General features: G+C 57.9%; 16 protein-coding genes. 15 read left to right on the top strand and 1 reads right to left on the bottom strand.

The genetic code is table 11. The features are described 5' to 3' along the window. The first annotated feature begins 2 nt into the window (after positions 1 to 2). The 15 genes from RA28_RS08230 (at position 3) to RA28_RS08155 (ending at position 16,943) form a co-directional block, all read left to right on the top strand. On the top strand, positions 3 to 851 hold the full coding sequence (locus tag RA28_RS08230) for a carbohydrate ABC transporter permease (protein ID WP_039526572.1): 849 nt from the start codon (positions 3 to 5) through the stop codon (positions 849 to 851). Next, positions 848 to 2,188: an alpha-glucosidase/alpha-galactosidase gene (gene melA / locus RA28_RS08225; protein ID WP_039526569.1), complete on the top strand. Its 1,341-nt coding sequence runs from the start codon at positions 848 to 850 to the stop codon at positions 2,186 to 2,188. The genes RA28_RS08230 and melA overlap by 4 nt, the downstream gene beginning before the upstream one ends. Positions 2,189 to 2,245: 57 nt before the next feature. After that, the gene (locus tag RA28_RS08220) at positions 2,246 to 3,952 is read left to right on the top strand and encodes an IlvD/Edd family dehydratase (RefSeq protein ID WP_039526566.1); all 1,707 of its coding nucleotides are present in this window, start codon (positions 2,246 to 2,248) and stop codon (positions 3,950 to 3,952) included. Further along, a complete protein-coding gene (locus tag RA28_RS08215; protein WP_039526563.1) occupies positions 3,952 to 4,719 on the top strand; it encodes an SDR family NAD(P)-dependent oxidoreductase in 768 nt (255 codons plus the stop codon). The genes RA28_RS08220 and RA28_RS08215 overlap by 1 nt, the downstream gene beginning before the upstream one ends. Before the next feature lie 4 nt (positions 4,720 to 4,723). Next, complete coding sequence (locus tag RA28_RS08210) at positions 4,724 to 5,617, top strand: 2-dehydro-3-deoxygalactonokinase (protein ID WP_039526560.1); 894 nt, start codon at positions 4,724 to 4,726, stop codon at positions 5,615 to 5,617. Beyond that, positions 5,614 to 6,219 (top strand): 2-dehydro-3-deoxy-6-phosphogalactonate aldolase, encoded by a 606-nt coding sequence (locus RA28_RS08205; RefSeq protein ID WP_039526556.1) that lies wholly within the window; start codon positions 5,614 to 5,616, stop codon positions 6,217 to 6,219. Before RA28_RS08210 ends, RA28_RS08205 begins: the two co-directional genes overlap by 4 nt. After that, positions 6,216 to 7,076, top strand: a complete 861-nt coding sequence (locus RA28_RS08200) for an SMP-30/gluconolactonase/LRE family protein (RefSeq protein WP_039526552.1) — start codon at positions 6,216 to 6,218, stop codon at positions 7,074 to 7,076. Before RA28_RS08205 ends, RA28_RS08200 begins: the two co-directional genes overlap by 4 nt. Further along, positions 7,073 to 8,992, top strand: coding sequence for a beta-galactosidase (locus tag RA28_RS08195; RefSeq protein ID WP_039526549.1), 1,920 nt, complete (start codon positions 7,073 to 7,075; stop codon positions 8,990 to 8,992). The genes RA28_RS08200 and RA28_RS08195 overlap by 4 nt, the downstream gene beginning before the upstream one ends. A gap of 87 nt (positions 8,993 to 9,079) precedes the next feature. Next, a complete protein-coding gene (locus RA28_RS22205; protein ID WP_052261370.1) occupies positions 9,080 to 10,996 on the top strand; it encodes a family 1 glycosylhydrolase in 1,917 nt (638 codons plus the stop codon). Between the two features lie 26 nt (positions 10,997 to 11,022). Then, positions 11,023 to 11,949: a carbohydrate kinase family protein gene (locus tag RA28_RS08180; RefSeq protein WP_039526546.1), complete on the top strand. Its 927-nt coding sequence runs from the start codon at positions 11,023 to 11,025 to the stop codon at positions 11,947 to 11,949. A 15-nt stretch (positions 11,950 to 11,964) separates the two neighbouring features. Next, entirely contained in the window at positions 11,965 to 12,633 is a 669-nt protein-coding gene (locus RA28_RS08175; RefSeq protein WP_039526543.1) for a D-lyxose/D-mannose family sugar isomerase, read from the top strand. A 94-nt stretch (positions 12,634 to 12,727) separates the two neighbouring features. Beyond that, a complete protein-coding gene (locus RA28_RS08170; protein ID WP_039526540.1) occupies positions 12,728 to 14,065 on the top strand; it encodes a serine hydrolase domain-containing protein in 1,338 nt (445 codons plus the stop codon). Positions 14,066 to 14,290: 225 nt separating this feature from the next. After that, positions 14,291 to 15,856: a caspase family protein gene (locus RA28_RS08165; RefSeq protein ID WP_193747373.1), complete on the top strand. Its 1,566-nt coding sequence runs from the start codon at positions 14,291 to 14,293 to the stop codon at positions 15,854 to 15,856. Beyond that, positions 15,826 to 16,527 (top strand): hypothetical protein, encoded by a 702-nt coding sequence (locus tag RA28_RS08160; RefSeq protein WP_039526533.1) that lies wholly within the window; start codon positions 15,826 to 15,828, stop codon positions 16,525 to 16,527. Before RA28_RS08165 ends, RA28_RS08160 begins: the two co-directional genes overlap by 31 nt. An 11-nt stretch (positions 16,528 to 16,538) precedes the next feature. Next, entirely contained in the window at positions 16,539 to 16,943 is a 405-nt protein-coding gene (locus tag RA28_RS08155) for a hypothetical protein (protein WP_039526528.1), read from the top strand. Positions 16,944 to 16,959: 16 nt separating this feature from the next. On the opposite strand, the gene RA28_RS08150 is transcribed toward RA28_RS08155, so the two are convergent. Further along, positions 16,960 to 18,447 (bottom strand): caspase family protein, encoded by a 1,488-nt coding sequence (locus RA28_RS08150; RefSeq protein WP_039527681.1) that lies wholly within the window; start codon positions 18,445 to 18,447, stop codon positions 16,960 to 16,962. Positions 18,448 to 18,516: the final 69 nt, after the last annotated feature.

Below are 18,516 nucleotides of genomic sequence, written 5' to 3'. Positions count from 1 at the left end.
CGATGTTTCCTACACCTATCGAAAAGCAATCAAGGTCTGTTCAGGTTACCTATCAGGCGCTTTTGCCGCTGGCCCTGCTTTTGTGGTTGGGTCCTCTTCTTGCGGTGGCGTTGTTCTCGGTCAAACCGGACTCGGACTTTGTGAACGCCAATTACTGGGGCCTGCCGTCTTCGTTTGAGTTTATGCACAACTATGGACAGGTCTTCTTTAACAGCGACATGCCGCGCTATCTTCTGAACTCTGTGCTGATCACTGTGCCGACAGTTATCGGAGCAGTGGCATTGAGCACGATGACCGGATTTGCCCTGGGGATCTACAAGTTCAAATCGAACCTTTGGATCTTCTTCATGTTCGTGGCCGGCAACTTTGTTCCGTTCCAGATTCTCATGGTCCCGGTGCGGGATCTGACGCTGGAACTGGGGCTCTACAACACGAAAACCGGTCTCGTGCTGTTTCATATCGCCTTCCAGACCGGCTTTTGCACGCTGTTCATGCGCAACTTCATCAAGGCGCTACCCTTTGCGCTGATCGAAGCGGCCCGGGTCGAGGGGATCAGCGAGTGGCGCATTTTCTGGTTTGTCGTTCTTCCCTTGATGAAACCGGCATTGGCCGCCCTCAGCGTGCTGATGTTCACCTTCATCTGGAATGACTATTTCTGGGCCGTTGTTCTGACCCAGGGGGCTGAAAGCCAGCCTGTAACGGCGGGCATCACCAGCTTCAACGCGCAGTTCAGGGCGGCCTACCACTTGATGAGTGCCGGCTCGATCGTCGCGGCGCTGCCGCCTGTGGCCATGTTCTTCCTCATGCAGAAACACTTCATCGCGGGTCTGACCCTCGGAGCTGTAAAATGACAAAAATCACCTTTGTAGGAGCGGGCTCCACGATCTTCATGCAGAACATCGTGGGCGACGCCCTGCTGACCCCTGCCCTAGCCGACAGCCATTTTGCCCTGATGGACATTGATCCCGTGCGTCTGTCGGAAAGCGAGACAGTGGCGCGTGCGATGATTAGATCGGTCGGAACGGGCGCGACTGTATCCACGCATACGGACCGCCGCGCAGCCCTTGAGGGCGCGGATTTCGTCATCACCGCTTTTCAGATTGGTGGTTACAAACCGTGCACGGTGACGGATTTTGAAATCCCCAAGCAGTATGGCTTGCGCCAGACAATTGCCGACACACTGGGTGTTGGCGGCATTATGCGCGGTTTGCGGACTGTGCCGGTTCTGTGGGACGTGGCGCGTGATATGATGCAGCTTTGCCCGGACGCGACGCTGCTGCAATATGTAAACCCGATGGCAATCAACACATGGGCGCTTGCCGAGCGTTTTCCGACACTCAAACATGTCGGCCTTTGCCATTCGGTTCAAAACACGGTCGAAGAATTGGCCCACGATCTCGACCTGCCGAAAGAAGAGTTCCAATACAAAGTTGCAGGCGTGAATCACGTCGCCTTTTTCCTGCGGTTGGAACACAATGGTCGCGACCTCTACCCGGCGCTGCGCCAAGGGTATGCCGGCGGCTTGTTCCCCAAGCCACCTTTGCTGATGCCGCGCTGCCCCAACAAGGTGCGGTACGAGGTCATGGACCATCTGGGCTATTTCTGCACGGAAAGCTCAGAGCACCTGGCGGAATACGTCCCGTGGTTCATCAAGGATGGAAGGCAGGATCTGATCGAGCGATTCAGCATTCCACTGGATGAATACCCTACGCGTTGCGTCGAGCAGGTCGAAAACTGGAAAGAACAGGCCAAGACGCTCACTGATGGGCGCGACATCGAAGTGATCCGCAGTCACGAGTTCGCCGCTGACCTGATGAACGCCATCGTCACCGATACACCCTATGCCGCCTATGGAAACCTGCCAAATACGGGTCAAATTCCACAGCTTCCGTTGGGCGCGGCCGTGGAAACGCCTTGCCTCGTGAACTCGAACGGCGTTCAACCCTCCGTCGTCACGGACATTCCGCCTCAACTGATCGCACTTATGCGGACCCAGGTAAATGTGCAGGAATTGACCGTTCGCGCGCTGGTCGAGCAGAACCCGGAATACATCTATCACGCCGCAATGATGGATCCGCACACCGCCGCCGAACTTGACCTCAGACAAATCCGTAGTCTGGTCTCTGATCTTCTGACCGCCCACGCCGATTGGTTGCCGGATTGGTGCCGCCCGGCCCGCGCGGCCTGAACTTCATCTTTTTACAAATACTCAAATCCGACCCTCGGCAAACAAGCAGAGCCAAACATGAAGAAACGCCGCTCTCAGCATTGGTATGGCAAACTGGACAAGGATGGCTTCATCCATCGGTCCTGGATGAAGAACCAGGGCTTTCCGGACCATGCTTTTGATGGCCGACCAATCATCGGGATCTGCAACACCTGGTCCGAACTGACGCCCTGCAATGCGGGTCTCAGGGATCTTGCAGAAGGCGTCAAGCGCGGCGTGTGGGAGGCTGGTGGGTTCCCGGTCGAGTTTCCGGTCATGTCACTGGGTGAAACCCAGATGAAACCCACGGCCATGTTGTTCCGAAACCTGCTGGCAATGGACGTCGAGGAATCGATCCGCGCCTACGGGATTGACGGAGTTGTTTTGTTGGGCGGTTGCGACAAGACCACGCCGGGCCAGTTGATGGGCGCGGCCTCGGTCGATCTGCCGTCGATAGTTGTCAGCTCTGGTCCGATGCTGAACGGGAAATTCAAGGGCAAGGATATCGGTTCCGGAACAGATGTCTGGAAATTTTCCGAGGCGGTTCGCGCCGGAGAAATGACACTGCAGGACTTCATGAACGCCGAATCCGGAATGTCGCGAAGCGCGGGTGTCTGCATGACGATGGGTACAGCTTCCACCATGGCCTCGCTGGTCGAGGCGATGGGCATGAGCCTTCCCACAAACGCGGCCCTGCCTGCCGTCGACGCGCGACGCATGGCGCTGGCGCATCTGACCGGCAAACGCATTGTTGAGATGGTGGAGGAAGACCTCAAACCGTCTGACATCCTGACGAAAGCCGCGTTTGAGAATGCCATCCTTGCCAATGCCGCGGTTGGGGGTTCGACAAACGCGGTCGTACACCTTTTGGCGCTGGCAGGCCGGGTTGGCGTCGACCTGTCGCTCAAGGATTTCGAGATCGGGACAGAAATTCCGTTGCTGGTGAACTGCATGCCGTCAGGCACATATCTGATGGAGGATTTCTGTTATGCCGGCGGGGTTCCGGCTGTTCTGAATGAACTCAGATCCTTCCTCCGCCCCGCCAGGACTGTTCTGAACAAAGACATTTCTGCGCACTGTGATGGAGCCGAGTGTTTTGACCGCGATGTGATCCGGCCTTTCGACGATCCGGTCATGCCGGCAGCAGGCCTGCGCGTACTGCGCGGCAATCTGGCACCGAACGGGGCCATCGTTAAACCTTCGGCAGCGACCGGTGCCTTGCTTGAAACCGAGGCAGAGGCCTTTGTATTCGAGAGCATCGAGGATTTGAAAGCCAACATGGACCGTGACGATCTGCCTGTCACGCCCGAGACCATTTTGGTGCTCAAGGGCTGCGGCCCCAAAGGCTATCCCGGTATGCCGGAAGTCGGCAACATGCCCATCCCCGGCAAGCTTGTGAAGAAAGGCGTACGCGATATGATCCGCATATCAGACGCGCGAATGTCGGGCACCGCGTTTGGGACCGTCATTCTGCACACCAGCCCCGAGGCACAGGCAGGCGGCCCGCTGGCGTTGGTAAAAACCGGCGATCGTATCCGTGTTTCTGCCCGCGAAGGCCGGCTTGACTTGCTGGTGGATCCAGAAGAATTGGACGCTCGCCGCGCCGCATGGCGACCGGACGCGCCGCATTATACCCGCGGGTATGCGAAACTCTATATCGACCATGTGCTTCAGGCCGATCAGGGTGCCGACCTGGACTTCCTTGTCGGCAAGGATACCCGCCTAGTCACCAGAGAGAGCCACTGATGAACCAACCTGCCACATTTCAAGACCTGCAAGGGGCCTCCGTTTTTATCACCGGCGGCGGTTCGGGCGTCGGAGCGTCACTGACCGACGGGTTTCTTTCGCAAGGTGCCAATGTCGCGTTCATAGGTCGATCCGATGTCACTGCATTTGTCGAAGAGATGCACGACAAGCACGGGCGCGAACCGCTGTTTTTGCAGGGCGATATCACCGACACCGAACTGCTGCACGCGACGATGGCCAAAGCCGCCGAGGCGTATGGCCCAATCAAGGTGCTGGTGAACAATGCCGCCAATGACAAGCGCCACGGGCTGTCCGAAACAACGACCGAGTTTTGGGACTGGATGATCGAGGTCAACCTCAAGGCATATTATTTTGCCTGCCAGGAAGCTGCGCGTCAGATGCAGAACTCTGGCGGGTCAATTATCAATTTCAGCTCAATCAGCTATATGATGGGCAACGCGGGCTATCCCATCTACACGACATCGAATGCAGGGATCACCGGGATGACACGATCGCTGGCGCGTGAACTGGGGCCGCAAAAGATAAGGGTCAATGCTCTTGCACCGGGCTGGGTGCTGACGCAGAAGCAAATGGACATGTGGGCAACGCCCGAAGGCTTGGCGGCGCACATGGACCGCCAATGTCTGAAAGAGCATCTGACACCCGAAGACATGATTGCGCCGACGCTGTTTCTGGCCTCAGACGCCAGTCGCGCGATGACCGGGCAGTGCATGGTTGTTGATGGCGGCGTGGTGACGACAGGATGAAACGATGAAAGCAGAATGGATCGCTGTCGACTGGGGAACATCCCACCTGCGCGCATGGGCGATGCAGGGCGAGACGGTGATAGATCACGGCCAGTCCGAAAATGGTATGGCGCGTGTCGCGAAAGGCGAGTTTCAGGTCGCCCTGCTGGATCTGATCGGTGATTGGCTCGGTACAACGCCCATTGATGTCATCGCCTGTGGAATGGTCGGAGCACGGCAAGGTTGGGTCGAAGCCCCCTATTCCGCGACCCCAACCGCGCCCATTCCGGTGGCTCCGGTTCGCGTTCCGAATACCGACCCTCGTATTCGAGCCTTTGTTGTTTCAGGCCTGAAACAGCTTGATCCGCCAGACGTCATGCGCGGGGAAGAGACGCAAATTGCGGGCTTTTTGTTCAAGCGTCCGAATTGGGATGGTGTCCTATGCCTGCCAGGCACACACACCAAATGGGTTCAGATCAGCGCAGGAGAAGTCGTTAGTTTCCGAACTTTCATGACGGGTGAAGTGTTTGAACTGCTCCGCAGCCAATCGGTTTTGAAGCACTCGGTTGGCGACGGCTGGGACGAGGCAGGCTTTTCCGACGCAGTAAACGACGCACTCTCGAAGCCCGAGCAATTGGCTGCGCGCCTTTTTGAGTTGCGCGCCGCCGATTTGTTACATGAACAAGACCCTGGCACTGCGCGAGCGCGGTTGTCTGGTTTGCTGATCGGTGCAGAACTGGCCGCCACCCGAGCCTATTGGTTGGGGCAGCAACTGGCTATTATCGGGGCTGACAAATTGGCCGATGTCTATGCCAGTGCTCTTGGCCAACAAGGCGCATTCGTTGAAACGGTAAGCGCCACGCAAACAACAATCGCAGGCCTGTTACAGGCCAGAAATCTGACAAGAGAAACCGCATGAGCCGCCCCATCATAGCCATCCTGCGCGGCCTGAACCCATCCGAAGCGACGGCCGTAGGCCGCGCTTTGATCGAGGCAGGTATCGACAAAATTGAAGTGCCGCTGAACTCGCCAGAGCCATTGGACAGCATCGGACAACTGGCGCACGCATTCGGTGACCGGGCCTTGATAGGCGCGGGCACGGTGCTGAACCCTGATCAGGTTGATGCGGTTGCTGGTGTCGGCGGCAAGCTGATCGTCTCACCCAATTGCGATATAGACGTCATAAGACGTTCGGTGGCCTTGCGGCTTGAAAGCTGGCCGGGCGTCTATACACCGACCGAAGCCTTTGCTGCGCTCAATGCGGGTGCAACCGGTCTTAAGCTGTTTCCGGGCGTTATGGCAGGTCCGAACGGATTGGCAGCTTTGCGGCCCGTGTTGCCAGCAGGAACACTTGTTTATGCTGTGGGGGGCGCAGGACCGGAAAACTTCGGTGAGTGGATAAAGGCTGGCGCAGATGGTTTTGGAATTGGGTCGGCCTTGTTCAAACCCGGCATGACGGTGTCCGAGATCGCTGACCGCGCGCACCATATTGTTGCTGCGTATGATCAGGCCGCAGAATGAGCGAGGTGTTTGACGACCGTCCCTGCCATTTGGGCGAGGGACCGCTTTGGCATCCCGGGCGTCAGCAATTGTTCTGGTTCGACATCATCGGCAAACAATTGATGACGCGAGAAAATGGAACCGCCAAAAGCTGGCAGTTCGACGAACATGTCTCGGCCGCGGGTTGGATTGATCTTGAGACACTGCTTGTCGCCTCGGAAACCGGTTTGTGGCGGTTTGGGTTGAAAACGGGTCAAAAGGACCGCGTCGTGGCTTTGGAAGCCGAACAGACTGACACCCGGTCGAACGACGGGCGCGCCGACCCTTGGGGCGGGTTTTGGATCGGCACAATGGGGAAACAGGCCGAGCCCGGCGCGGGCTCGATCTACCGTTACTGGCGCGGCGAACTTAGGCGCTTGGTTCCGGATGTGACCATTTCAAACGCGATCTGCTTTGCCGTCGACAAGTCTTGCGCCTTTTTCTGCGACACGGCGAAGAAACAGGTCATGCGCTGGCCGTTGAACCAACAAACCGGTTGGCCGGAAGGTGAAAGCCAAGTTTTCCTGGACCTTCGGGCCGATGGCTTGAATCCAGATGGGGCCGTTGTTGATGCAGAGGGCAATATCTGGATCGCGCAATGGGGTGCCTCAAGGGTCGCGGCCTATGACACCTCCGGGCGGTTTCTGAAGGCCGTCTCGATACCGGCGCGGCACACTTCGTGCCCCGGATTCGGCGGCGAAGACCTGACCACATTGTTCTGCACAACGGCCCGCGAAGGCCTGAGTGCAGATGAAATCAAAATGAACCCGTCGAACGGGGTGACCTTTGCTGCTCCAAGTGTCGGCAAAGGTCAGGCGGAACACAGAGTGATCCTATGAAGCCTGAACTTGGCGTCTGCTATTACCCTGAGCACTGGCCCGAAGCGATCTGGGCCGAAGATGCCGCACGCATGGTCGAAACCGGCTTGACCTGGGTGCGCATCGGTGAATTCGCCTGGAGCCGTATGGAACCGGAACCGGATGACTTGCGGTTCGACTGGCTGGACCGTGCGGTGGAAACATTGGGGGCAGCGGGCCTTAAGGTTGTTATGGGAACACCCACGGCAACCCCGCCGCGCTGGATGCTGGACAAACATCCCGACATGCTTGCGGTCGATGCGTCCGGGGCCGTGCGCAAGTTCGGCTCGCGTCGCCACTATTGCTTTAGCCATCCGGGATACATTGCGGAATGTGAGCGTATCACCCAGATCATGGGTGAACGCTATGGCAATAGCCCGCATGTGACCGCCTGGCAGATCGACAATGAATATGGATGCCACGAGACCACGATCAGTTACGGTGCCGCAGCGTTGTATGCCTTCCGGCGATGGCTTGGGGATCGCTACGGGTCCATTGAGGCTCTGAACGCCGCCTGGGGCAACGTGTTTTGGTCAATGGAGTATAACAACTTCGACCAGATCGACTTGCCAAACCTGACCGTGACCGAACCCAACCCGGCGCATGTTCTGGCATTTCGCCGGTTCAGTTCTGATCAGGTCGTTGCCTTTAACAAGGCGCAGGTCGATGTATTGCGTGGGTTGACGCCCGCACCGTTGCTGCACAACTACATGGGACGGGTGTTGGAATTCGACCATTTTGATGTCGGTGCTGATCTGGATATCGCGACCTGGGACAGCTATCCGATAGGCTTTCTGTCCGACAGGCTAGAAGCCGATCCCGGGCATAAGTCTGCCTTTTTGCAACAAGGCGATCCGGACATGCAGGCCTTTCACCACGACCTGTACCGCGCCGTTGGGAGGGGGCGTTGGTGGGTGATGGAACAGCAACCGGGGCCTGTGAACTGGGCGCCCTACAACCCCGCCCCCCTACCCGGCATGGTGCGGCTTTGGTCATTGGAGGCCGTGGCCCACGGCGCCGAAGTCGTCAGTTACTTTCGATGGCGCCAGGCGCCGATGGCACAGGAACAAATGCATGCGGGGCTGCTGACACCACATAACCGGCCTGCGCCAGCCTTGGCCGAGGCGCGGCAGACTGCGGACGATCTGGCCGCATTGGGCGATGTCGGTCAAACGCGGGCACAGGTTGCGATCGTGTTCGATTATGCCTCGGATTGGGCGTGGGCCGCTCAGCCGCAGGGCGCCGGGTTCGACTATTTCCGTTTGGTTTTCTCGGCGTACCGAGCGCTGCGCCGGGCGGGACTGTCTGTCGATTTCGTCGCCACGTCAGATATCCCAAAAGACGCTTATTCAATGATTCTGGCACCTGGGCTGGCGACGCTTGGCGATGACATCACCACTGCGATAACTGAGGGCTGCACCCTTTGCGTTCTGGGACCGCGCGCGGGGGCAATCTCCCGTGATTTTCAGATTCCTGACCGGGGCAGACCGGGTGTGGCGGGCTTGGATTGTGATGTCGATCTGATCGAAACCCTGCCGCCCCAGACAAACCGACCGGTTGTCGGTGGCGGATCGGCGCAGCATTGGGTCGAACGTCTGTCCGGCACCGCTACTGATGTACTGTCCTTCGAAGATGGCACATCTGCAATGACATCCGGCAATGGGATTTGGTATCTTGCCAGCTTCCCGGATGATGCCTTGTGGGACCGGATCGTCGAACTGGCTGCACGGGAAACCGGTGTCGATCTGCATCCGATGCCCAACGGCCTTCGGCGGCGCGAAACCGCAGACCATGTGTTCCTGATCAACTACAACGCCGATACTGTTGAATGGTGCGGACATGTCATAAACGGTTGCGATGTGGCAATCGTTGCGCAAGAGTCCTCTCGTCGCGCCTGAAAAGGCCAACCGACAAAAAAATTGATAACGCTAACACTAGCTGCTAGAGGGCGGGATGGATGGTCTTCGCCAAGACAGGTTGCGCGCATGACATACACCCGTTCCGAGTTTCCGGACACCTTTCTATTCGGTCTCTCGGCGTCCGATCCCGGCGACGAGGCGCTGACCGAAGGGTTTGACAGTTTCCGGTTCCCGGTTCACTGGCAACAAGTGCTGCCGCGGGGTCGCGGGGAGCCTGATTCCGGTGGGTTGGACCATTACAAGCACCTGATCGACACTGTTTTGAGACGCGGGCTAAGACCCTGCGCCATTCTCGATTCTTCGACTTTGCCCGACGCGATTGCGGACTTGGGCGGCTGGCGCAATCGGGACTCCGCGAACTGGTTCGCGCACTTTGCCGAAACAGTTATCGAACATATCGGCGACCGCCTTTTCAGCGCAGGCCCCGCCGCACGCTCCTGGACCGTCGGAAAGTCCGACCACTTGGGGACAGACTTGCGGGCCCATGCGCGTAGTTTGCACCACCATCTTCTGGCAACCGGACATGCGATCCGCGCGATGCGCAGTTACGGCATGACAAACCTCGGCGTGGAATTCCAGCTTGATGAGCCCGAGGCCAATACGGCGCTTCACGCCTATTTTCATGGCGAATACACAAAAGACTACCTTGCGAAATTCAGCCCCAATTTGCCAAAGAACTGGCAAAGAGATTTCGATTCTATTGATGAGCCAATCGATTGGTGCGCGCTGAACTACGCACATTTCAAGGATCTTGACGGTTCCCTGCCGTGGTCGAGCCTGCACCGTGAAGACACCGGCGAAACGCCGCTTTATGTCGTGGCCGACTTGGGCTCGGTGGAAAATACCGAAAACCTGCTGGGCGATATTCGATCGGATCTCGCACAAGGTGCGCCAATCAAGGGGCTTTTTGCGCAGGCGCAAGAAGGCGAATGTCTAGGCCTGCTGCAAACCGCACTGTCCGGTGGAAAGCAACCTGCACCTTGGGTTGCGCCCACCAAGGCGCTGCACGGCCATTGGAACATGGTCGCGGATGTCGGCGGCACCAATACGCGCCTTGGTGTTGTGACCAACGGGCATCTCGATGAACTGCACAAGTTTCCAACCGGCAGCCTGGAAGATTTCCAAGCAGCGTTGCGCCGCGTGCGTGACGCGGTCGGGACCGATCCCCAAGCCGTTGTCGCCGCAGGCGCGGGTCCGCTTCGTGACGGCGTCATTCAACTAACCAATGCTTCACTGACACTGTCGCGAGATACACTTGCCAGCTCGACCGGAGCGCAGCGCACGTTTGTGATCAATGATTTCACGGCTGCGGCTTGGTCGGTCGCTGACATCAAGGCGAAAGATGTCGCCGTCCTTCAAGGCTCTGGATCGCCTCCGCCTGGCACGCGGCTGGTGGTCGGTCCCGGCACAGGGTTGGGCGTGGGCGCGCTGTTGTACTCCGAGGGTCACTATCACACGGTTTCCGGCGAGGGGGGCCATATGGGACTGTCCCCTCGCCATCGCGACGAAGTCGACGTGTTCGATGCTGCGCGTCGCATTGCGCCAGAATGCTTTTTTGCAGACAGCCTCGCAATCGAGGCCGAGATGTTTCTAAGCGGCACGGGGCTGCCGATCCTGTATCAGGCTGTCTGCATGGCCGGTGGCCAATCCGACACGCCAACCCTGTCAGCCAAAGACATTCTGCAAGCTGCGCAGTCCGGCGCAGACGAATTTGCGGTCAAAACTGCCCGCATGTTCACTGAACATCTTGGCGCGATTACGGGTGACCTTGCCGTGGCCCTCATACCGGTTGGTGGCGTCTTTCTGTTGGGTGGCGTTGCTGACAAGAACCGCTGGCTTTTTGGACAAGAGTTTCTCGATGCTTTCAACGCCGGGGGGCGGTTTGATGACATCCGTGGTGGATTGAACCTTTACGTGTCAGAAATGGACGAATTCGGCATTGTTGGCGCTAACAACTTCTGTAAAAATGCATTGGCACGATGAAATCTGCCTGAAATAGGAAATCTGACATGATCCTGTGCTGCGGCGAAGCCCTAATTGACATGATCGCCGAACCCACCGTTTCGGGCGAACAGGGTTTTGTCCCTCATTCCGGTGGAGCCATTTTCAATACGGCCATTGGCATTGGCAGGCTTGGTGGAAAAGTCGGTTTGTTGACCGGCATCTCGACTGACATGTTCGGCGAGCAGCTGACGGCAGCCTTGCAGATCAGCCATGTCGATACCGGCCAGATCATCCGGTCAGACCGCCCAACAACCTTGGCGTTCGTACAACTACGGGACGGGCATGCCAGTTACAGCTTCGTTGATGAAAACTCGGCTGGCCGGATGCTGACGCCGGATGACATGCCGGATCGCCTGCCCGGTGTCTCTGCGCTGTATTTTGGGGGTATCAGCTTGGCGTGTGAGCCCTGCGCGGATGCCTATGCCGACCTTTTGGCGCGTCACGGATCGGAAAAGGCGGTCATGTTGGACCCGAATATCCGGCCCGATTTCATTGCCGATCAGACCCGCTATCGCACGCGATTGAACCGTATGATCGAACAGTCCGATATCATAAAAGTGTCGGATGAAGATCTGGACTGGATCATCCCCGGACCAGAAACGCTGGCCGAAAAGATACCGCTTTTGCTGCAGGCCGGACCGGTCCTTGTTATCCTGACCCGAGGCGGCGAAGGTGCGACCGGGTATCTGGCGGACAGAACCGAGGTATCCGTACCCGTGAAAAAAGTGGACGTCGTAGATACGGTCGGTGCCGGCGATACATTCAACGCGGGCGTTCTTGCCGCGCTGGACGATGCCGGGTGCCTCAACAAACCCGCTTTGCGATCCCTGTCGGCAGATGCTCTGCGAGCTGCGCTTGTTCAGGGCGCGGCAGTGGCCGCTATAACTGTATCCCGCGCCGGTGCGAACCCGCCCTGGGCACACGAACTTTGATATAATGAGACCAGCATGAAACGATCCGATATAAACCGTATCAAACGCGAAGCACAGGATTTCATCGCCTCTTTCGGTGCAGTTCTGCCACCTTTTGCGGACTGGTCACCAGACCAGATGCGCAGCAGCGAGGCCGACAATATTCGCGAGCGTGGTTTGGGATGGGACATCACGGATTATGGCCAGGGCCGGTTTGATGAACTTGGACTGTTCCTGTTCACGCTGCGCAATGGAGACGTGAACGACCTGAGTCAGGGTCGTGGAATGTTGTATGCCGAAAAGCTGTTGATTTCGCGGGAAAAACAACTGTCACCCATGCACCGGCATATCATCAAGGCCGAGGATATCATCAACCGGGGCGGCGGTGATCTGATAATGGAAATTTACGCGTCCGACCAAGACGGCGGAATCGACAGGGACAATCCGCTTGTCGTTCCCAGCGACGGATGCCCGGTCACAGTCAAACCTGGCGAGCTGATGCGGTTGAAGCCCGGTCAAAGCGTCACCCTGATGCCTGGCGTTTGGCATGCCTTCTGGGCCGAACAGGGCGATTGCCTGATCGGCGAGGTCTCAACCGTCAACGACGATCGCACCGACAATGTGTTCGAGGAGCCTATCCCGCGATTTGCGACCATCGAAGAAGACGCCGCGCCCGACTTTCTGTTGGTCTCCGATTACGGCTGAACGCAACGGAACGCTGGCAAAAGACACCGCAGACCGACAGAGTTCAGCCGAATTTGGATGAGGCTAATGGGCCAGGGTTTGGCGGGGACGGCGTATGGTGAGACAAGTCGCAAAAGTTACGGTTGGCGCGTTGGCGCTCTGCATTGTTGCAGCCGTCGGCTACCTTTTCATCGCGCCGCCCAACTTGTTGAAAGTCGGGACCAACTATTCTGCAAAGATCGTTTGCTCGAACGTTTTCATCGCGGGCCGCAACGCAGAACAGGTGCTGTCAGACGATGTTCAGGCGCCGGGCCATCCCCTGTTGCGACATGTCTCGATCAAGGTGGACCCAGAACGGAAGACTGTGACCGCAAGACTGTTTGGGATTTTGGCCTCTGCGACGTCGCAATACCGTGCCGGGCTCGGTTGCACAAACTTGCATGACACGAACCTCAGTGATCAAACTCTGACCGCACTGCCGTCGAATACTGCTGGTTTGTGGCCCGAAGGCAACGACGTAAACCTGTCACAAGATACCGCCCTTTCGGAGGCCCTTTCTGATCCGGCGCTACTAGGACCGGGATACCGCGCCGTTGTCGTTGTCAAGAACGGGCGTATTGTCGGCGAAAGCTATGCGCCGGGATTCGATACAGAGACCCCTTTGCTGGGCTGGTCCATGACGAAAACCGTCACCGCCGCGTTGATCGGCTCTCTGGTGCAGGCAAACAAAATGAGCCTGGATGACACCCTGACCGCAAGCTATCCCAGTTGGGCGCAAGACGGACGGGAAGACATTACGATTGAGGACATGTTGGCCATGTCCAGCGGTCTGGATTGGAATGAGGATTATGGCGACGTCTCGGACGTGACGCGGATGTTGTACCTCAAGAATGACATGGCAGGGTTTGCAGCAGATCGTCCGCAAAGCTCTGAAACTGGCTCGGACTTCAACTACTCGTCAGGAACGTCGACGGTTTTGTCGCGGGTCTGGCAGGACGTCGTGGGCGACGATAGCCTGACCTACCCGAACGACGCGTTGTTTGGACCATTGGCGATGACGTCGACAGTTCTGGAGACAGACGCGAGCGACACATTTGTCGGCTCAAGCTACATGTATGCAACCGCCCGGGATTGGGCACGGTTCGGACAACTGCTGTTGCAAGACGGCGTATGGGACGACCAGCAGCTATTGCCTCAAGGCTTCACAGAATGGATGTTTGAGCCGGTTGAAACGTCCAACGGCCAATATGCGAAGGGCCATTTATGGCTGCAAGCACCGGGCAGCCCGTCACCATTCGAAGACGCCGTTTGGTTACAAGGGCATGACGGGCAATCCATCGGCATTTTCCCTTCCCGCGACATGGTTGTTGTGCGGCTGGGTCTTACACCTTCGCGCCTGGGGTATTCTCCTTTACCGCTGGTGGAGGCAATTATCGCTGCGCTGGGAAATTGACGGCATCTGCTTCCGGTTGATCGTGCATCGGACGGTTTGGAATGAGGAAATTCGGTTCCTTTGACGGGTCGGGCTGAAAATCGCATTTCGCGGCATCGCAGACCGGCACCGTGTCATAGTGGCCGATACGCGTGGCTCCAAGGGTGCCGAAGTGTGGCCGACCAATTCGATGGCTTTGGCTGTCTGTTCTTGGTGGGGGACTTGCGCTAATCTGACCTTATGCAGGTGATCTATTCTTCCGGCATGCGCCCTTATGTTTTGATTTGCGCGGCGTTTGCCTTGTTATTTGTTTCGGTGGCGGCACATGCCTCGGGCCGGGTCGCGTTGCTAATCGGAAACTCCGACTATGCCTCACCGGAAATGGCCTTGCGCAACCCGGTAAATGATGTAGCCGCCCTTGGCGACGCGTTGCGGGAACTTGGCTTTGACGTGTCCGAAGCCACCGATCAGAACGCAGACACAATGAGAAAGGCCCTGACGGACTTTGGCACTGCCGCGACAGGGGCTGAGATGGCGGTGTTCTTTTATGCCGGTCATGGCGTGCAGATCGGCGGTGAAAATCACCTGATTGGAACCGACTTTCAAGGCAGCGATCTGAATGCCTTGCGTCGCAGTTCGATTTCGATCGACACGGTCAGGGATGTCATCGCCAAAGCCGGCCCGAAAGTGGGCATTTTGCTTTTGGACGCGTGCCGCAATAACCCGTTTTCGGACAGTGGGATGGTTCAACGCGGCCTCGTCAGAATTCGCGGCGGTGCGGGATTGCTGATCGCTTATGCAACGGATCCCGGCAATGTTGCCTATGACGGGCTTGGTCAAAACAGTGTTTTCACGGCCAGCCTTCTGGATCACATAGCCACGCCTGACCTGGATATCAGGCTGATGCTGGGGCGGGTGCGTCAGCAGGTTGTGCTGGAGACAGACGGTCGGCAAATCCCCTGGGTTGAAGAGTCCGTTTTGGACAATCACAGCTTTGCCCCCGGTTTGGAGGCTCAGCCGGTGCAGGACGAAACCGCCTCTGACCTCGCTCATTGGCGCGACATCTCATCCAGTTCAGAGATTCAGGATTTTGAACGGTATCTCAAAGCCCATCCCGAAGGTCTGTTTGCCTCTTTCGCACATGAGCGGATTGCGGCGTTGCACAGTGGGACGCAGGCAACTTTGGCCCCCGTCAGCGCGTCGCTATCAAAGGCCGATCCAGACCGTGTCGCCGCAGCGCTGCTGGCCCTTGGACATCTGAGCGATGAGCAGACACGCGACCTGGGACCCGCGCTGAACAACTATCGCCGCCGCCTGCCGGCGCAGGAAACAGCCTCGGCCGAGCGGCTTTATGAGGACGCAGCACAGGTGTCGGTTTTTCTGGCCGCCACAACGCTGCAGAGATTGCGTACGGATATCGTCGCTTTGCGCAGTATCGAGCGTACTTTGGCCATTGCCGAGGATGCCTTGAAACAGATCGAGGACATCGCGCGCACCAACGCGGATGCGTTGCCGGTCCTGCAACAAGCCCGCAATGACGTTTATGATATCTACCGGTCACGGGGCATTATCCTGCGGCGGCTGGATCAAAGCCGCAGCTACTACGATGAGATAATGAACCGCGCGGCGGTATTTTTTCCGCCCGACCTAGAAACCAGCATACTAAGGGCGGCAGCCGACTCGCGTGATTTGGGTTATGCAAACACCCAGTTGACCGAAGACGCCGCCACGTTCCTGCGCCACGTCGCGCAGGTCGATGACAGCACAAAAGGGAGTTACCAATGGCTGGCCGATCTTATTCCACCCGACTGATCGCTGCGGCAATCTCGGCGTCGCTTGCGTTGACGGCCTGCGGCGGCTCCAACGATACAACCGCTCCACAGGCAGCCTCGGGCGGGACGACACAGGCCGAAGCAGATCTGGCCAAACAGGCTGCGGCCTTGCAAAAAACGATCCTGCAAGGCGCGATAGCCGGCGGCGTCACAGGGGGCGCAATCGGATTTGGATTGGGCGGTGACGACGATATCGGCAGCGGGATATCTATCGGTCTGGGGGCGGGCGCGCTGGCGGGCACATACGTCGCCTTTGTTCAGCGAAAATACGCAGGGCGCGAGGCCCGCCTGAGGCAGATCAAAAGTGATCTGGACCGCAATGCCGCTGAAATGCAGACCACGTTGAACGTCATGAATCAGGTTCTCGCCGCGCAAAAGGCCGAGTTGGACGCCTTGAACGCCCGCGCGGCGGCGGGAACCGTTGATCAGGCCGAATTGCAGCGTGAACTGGCCGAAGCAAACGGAAACCTGAGCCAGATGGAACTGGCCATAGGTGGTGCCACCAAGCGGCAGGCCGAGTTTGCAGAAGCAAGAAATCTGACCATCGCGAGAGGTCAGAGCGCATCGCCGATAGACGGTGACCTTTCGGCGTTGTCCAACCAGATATCGCAGATGCGCGGCATCGCCAGCGATCTGGCGTCATCATTGTGAACGAGGCGTTTATGAAAAGACTTGCCGTGCTTCCTTGTCTCGCGCTTGCGGCGTGTCAAACCACGACCGATCCGGCTGAGGGCGGCTTTTTTGCCGGCGTGTCGGGCATTACCACCGGTGCCTACGATGCACGTGTTGAGGCCGCAGAGGGTGATGTTGCAGCGGCTCAGGCTCGGAATGACGCATTGGCATCACAATTGCGCGCATCCGAATCCGAGCTTGCGCAACTTAAGCTGACAATCCTTCAGCAACGCGACGTAATTGGTCCCGCAGACCCGGCGACCGCTGACCGTATCGACCGCGTACTGAACAGCAGCCCCCAAGGCGCGACACCCGAAGCGCGGTTGGAGGCATTGCAACGCAGTATTTCCGAAGCGCGCGCACTCAGCGCCGATTTGGCAAAACTCTCGGGCTAGTGCGGGTGACGTGGGGTTAACCTTGGCAACCGCCGAGGGCCCACCGCCGCAAGTTGACCTTGAGCCCCCCACCAAAAGGATGTTCCTTGGTGACATTGCCCGCCGCCGGCCGTTTTACGTAGGTCTGCGCCTGATCACACAAGGTTTCCGGTGTCCATTGATGACAGTTTGAGCAGGTTTGATCCTTCCACAATTCCTCCGGCAAGCCATCAATCGGCGGAAACTGGGGCGCACCTGCGATCAGATCTTCGATTGTCTGGCCTCGCACACGTTTGTTGCCGAATGTCAGCACCGATTGCAGCGTGACGGCATCCGTCGCGCTGATCTGTCCGGAGTTGGCTGCCTCCGGGGCAGAAACGCTGGGTTCGGCCTTTCGCGTCACCGTTTCGTCTTTCAGGCGCAGAGCGGCAAGTCGTTCAACAGCCGCGTCCGAAAACGCGCCGCTGGGAAAGCTGTGCAGATAAACTTCGTAAGAATGAATCGAGTCGTCGGCCTGCGCCAATTCGAACATCAAACGGTCGGTTTCCGTCGCCTCAGCAACCTCATCTTCCTTGGACTGGTTTGCAGCCTCGGCCAGTGCAACCGTACCAAAAGACTCAGCCATGACCGTCCTCAACAGATCATTGGCCTTTTCGACATGATCGCTGTCAGGGTACGTGCGCAGGAACAGCATGATCTGAACCGGGTCGCGGGTTTCGACCACTTCCTGCCACTGCTCCTCTTCTGTCCTGTGCGCAATGATCTTTGTTTCGGTCTCCAAGGAAAACGCAAAATCCTGTGTCAGCGAGGACGTATCCCAAGGCGTTTGCAGACCACGCGTTTCGTCCAGAACATCGACCCGGACTTTCTTGAACAACTGTTCAATGGCCATACCCGGCGTTTCGATATGCTTGGCAAGACTCAGGGTGAACGGGCTGTTGCCGGCGCTGCCGTCCAGGGCGACACCGCCCGGATCGGTGGCGTAAGCAAGAAACGTCCCCGTTGGGGCCTTCATTTCGGCAAGACCGTTGTCATCCATGTCTGCCAAATCCTCGAATGGGTTGTTCCGACAGGCATCCAGGATCACGATATTGGTTCTGTTGCGGGCAGATGCCATCTGGTGCAGGACCGAGCGCGCCTCAACCGCCATCAAATCCAGATCCGCCGGATCGCTGAGCGAGATATCGACCGGAAGCAGGTAGTTGGATCCAAACGACTGCACCCCGTGCCCCGCGTAGTAGAACAGACCGACTGCATCTTCGCCGCCTTTCCGCAGATCGCGGCCAAACTGGGCAATGGCGCGTTTCATGTCGATCTGATTGCTGTCGGACAAGTGACGCACCTCAAATCCAAGCCCTTGCAGCTTCTCGGTAATCAGTCTGGCGTCATTCACCGGGTTGTCCAACGGCGACACCGACGCATATTCGGAATTACCGATTACCAGCGCAACGCGCGGCTCGGCCGAACTGGCCACGGCCCACATGGCCGCGGTAAACGCTACAATTAACCCACAAATACGAAGCACGTTTTGCCCCTTGTTTTCTTGTGTGCAACCGCTGCCCGTGACCCTCAGGGCACCCAGCCGCTTTGAATT

The sequence above is a fragment of the Ruegeria sp. ANG-S4 genome (genome assembly GCF_000814005.1).
GTDB lineage: Bacteria > Pseudomonadota > Alphaproteobacteria > Rhodobacterales > Rhodobacteraceae > Ruegeria.
This window is presented reverse-complemented; position numbering and strand designations above follow the sequence as displayed.

Coding starts and splice junctions, on each gene's coding strand:
- RA28_RS08195 (WP_039526549.1), top strand. CDS start 7,073: ATGAAGCCTGAACTTGGCGTCTGCTATTACCCTGAGCACTGGCCCGAA.
- melA (WP_039526569.1), top strand. CDS start 848: ATGACAAAAATCACCTTTGTAGGAGCGGGCTCCACGATCTTCATGCAG.
- RA28_RS08175 (WP_039526543.1), top strand. CDS start 11,965: ATGAAACGATCCGATATAAACCGTATCAAACGCGAAGCACAGGATTTC.
- RA28_RS22205 (WP_052261370.1), top strand. CDS start 9,080: ATGACATACACCCGTTCCGAGTTTCCGGACACCTTTCTATTCGGTCTC.
- RA28_RS08205 (WP_039526556.1), top strand. CDS start 5,614: ATGAGCCGCCCCATCATAGCCATCCTGCGCGGCCTGAACCCATCCGAA.
- RA28_RS08220 (WP_039526566.1), top strand. CDS start 2,246: ATGAAGAAACGCCGCTCTCAGCATTGGTATGGCAAACTGGACAAGGAT.
- RA28_RS08170 (WP_039526540.1), top strand. CDS start 12,728: ATGGTGAGACAAGTCGCAAAAGTTACGGTTGGCGCGTTGGCGCTCTGC.
- RA28_RS08180 (WP_039526546.1), top strand. CDS start 11,023: ATGATCCTGTGCTGCGGCGAAGCCCTAATTGACATGATCGCCGAACCC.
- RA28_RS08160 (WP_039526533.1), top strand. CDS start 15,826: ATGGCTGGCCGATCTTATTCCACCCGACTGATCGCTGCGGCAATCTCG.
- RA28_RS08155 (WP_039526528.1), top strand. CDS start 16,539: ATGAAAAGACTTGCCGTGCTTCCTTGTCTCGCGCTTGCGGCGTGTCAA.
- RA28_RS08215 (WP_039526563.1), top strand. CDS start 3,952: ATGAACCAACCTGCCACATTTCAAGACCTGCAAGGGGCCTCCGTTTTT.
- RA28_RS08210 (WP_039526560.1), top strand. CDS start 4,724: ATGAAAGCAGAATGGATCGCTGTCGACTGGGGAACATCCCACCTGCGC.
- RA28_RS08200 (WP_039526552.1), top strand. CDS start 6,216: ATGAGCGAGGTGTTTGACGACCGTCCCTGCCATTTGGGCGAGGGACCG.
- RA28_RS08230 (WP_039526572.1), top strand. CDS start 3: ATGTTTCCTACACCTATCGAAAAGCAATCAAGGTCTGTTCAGGTTACC.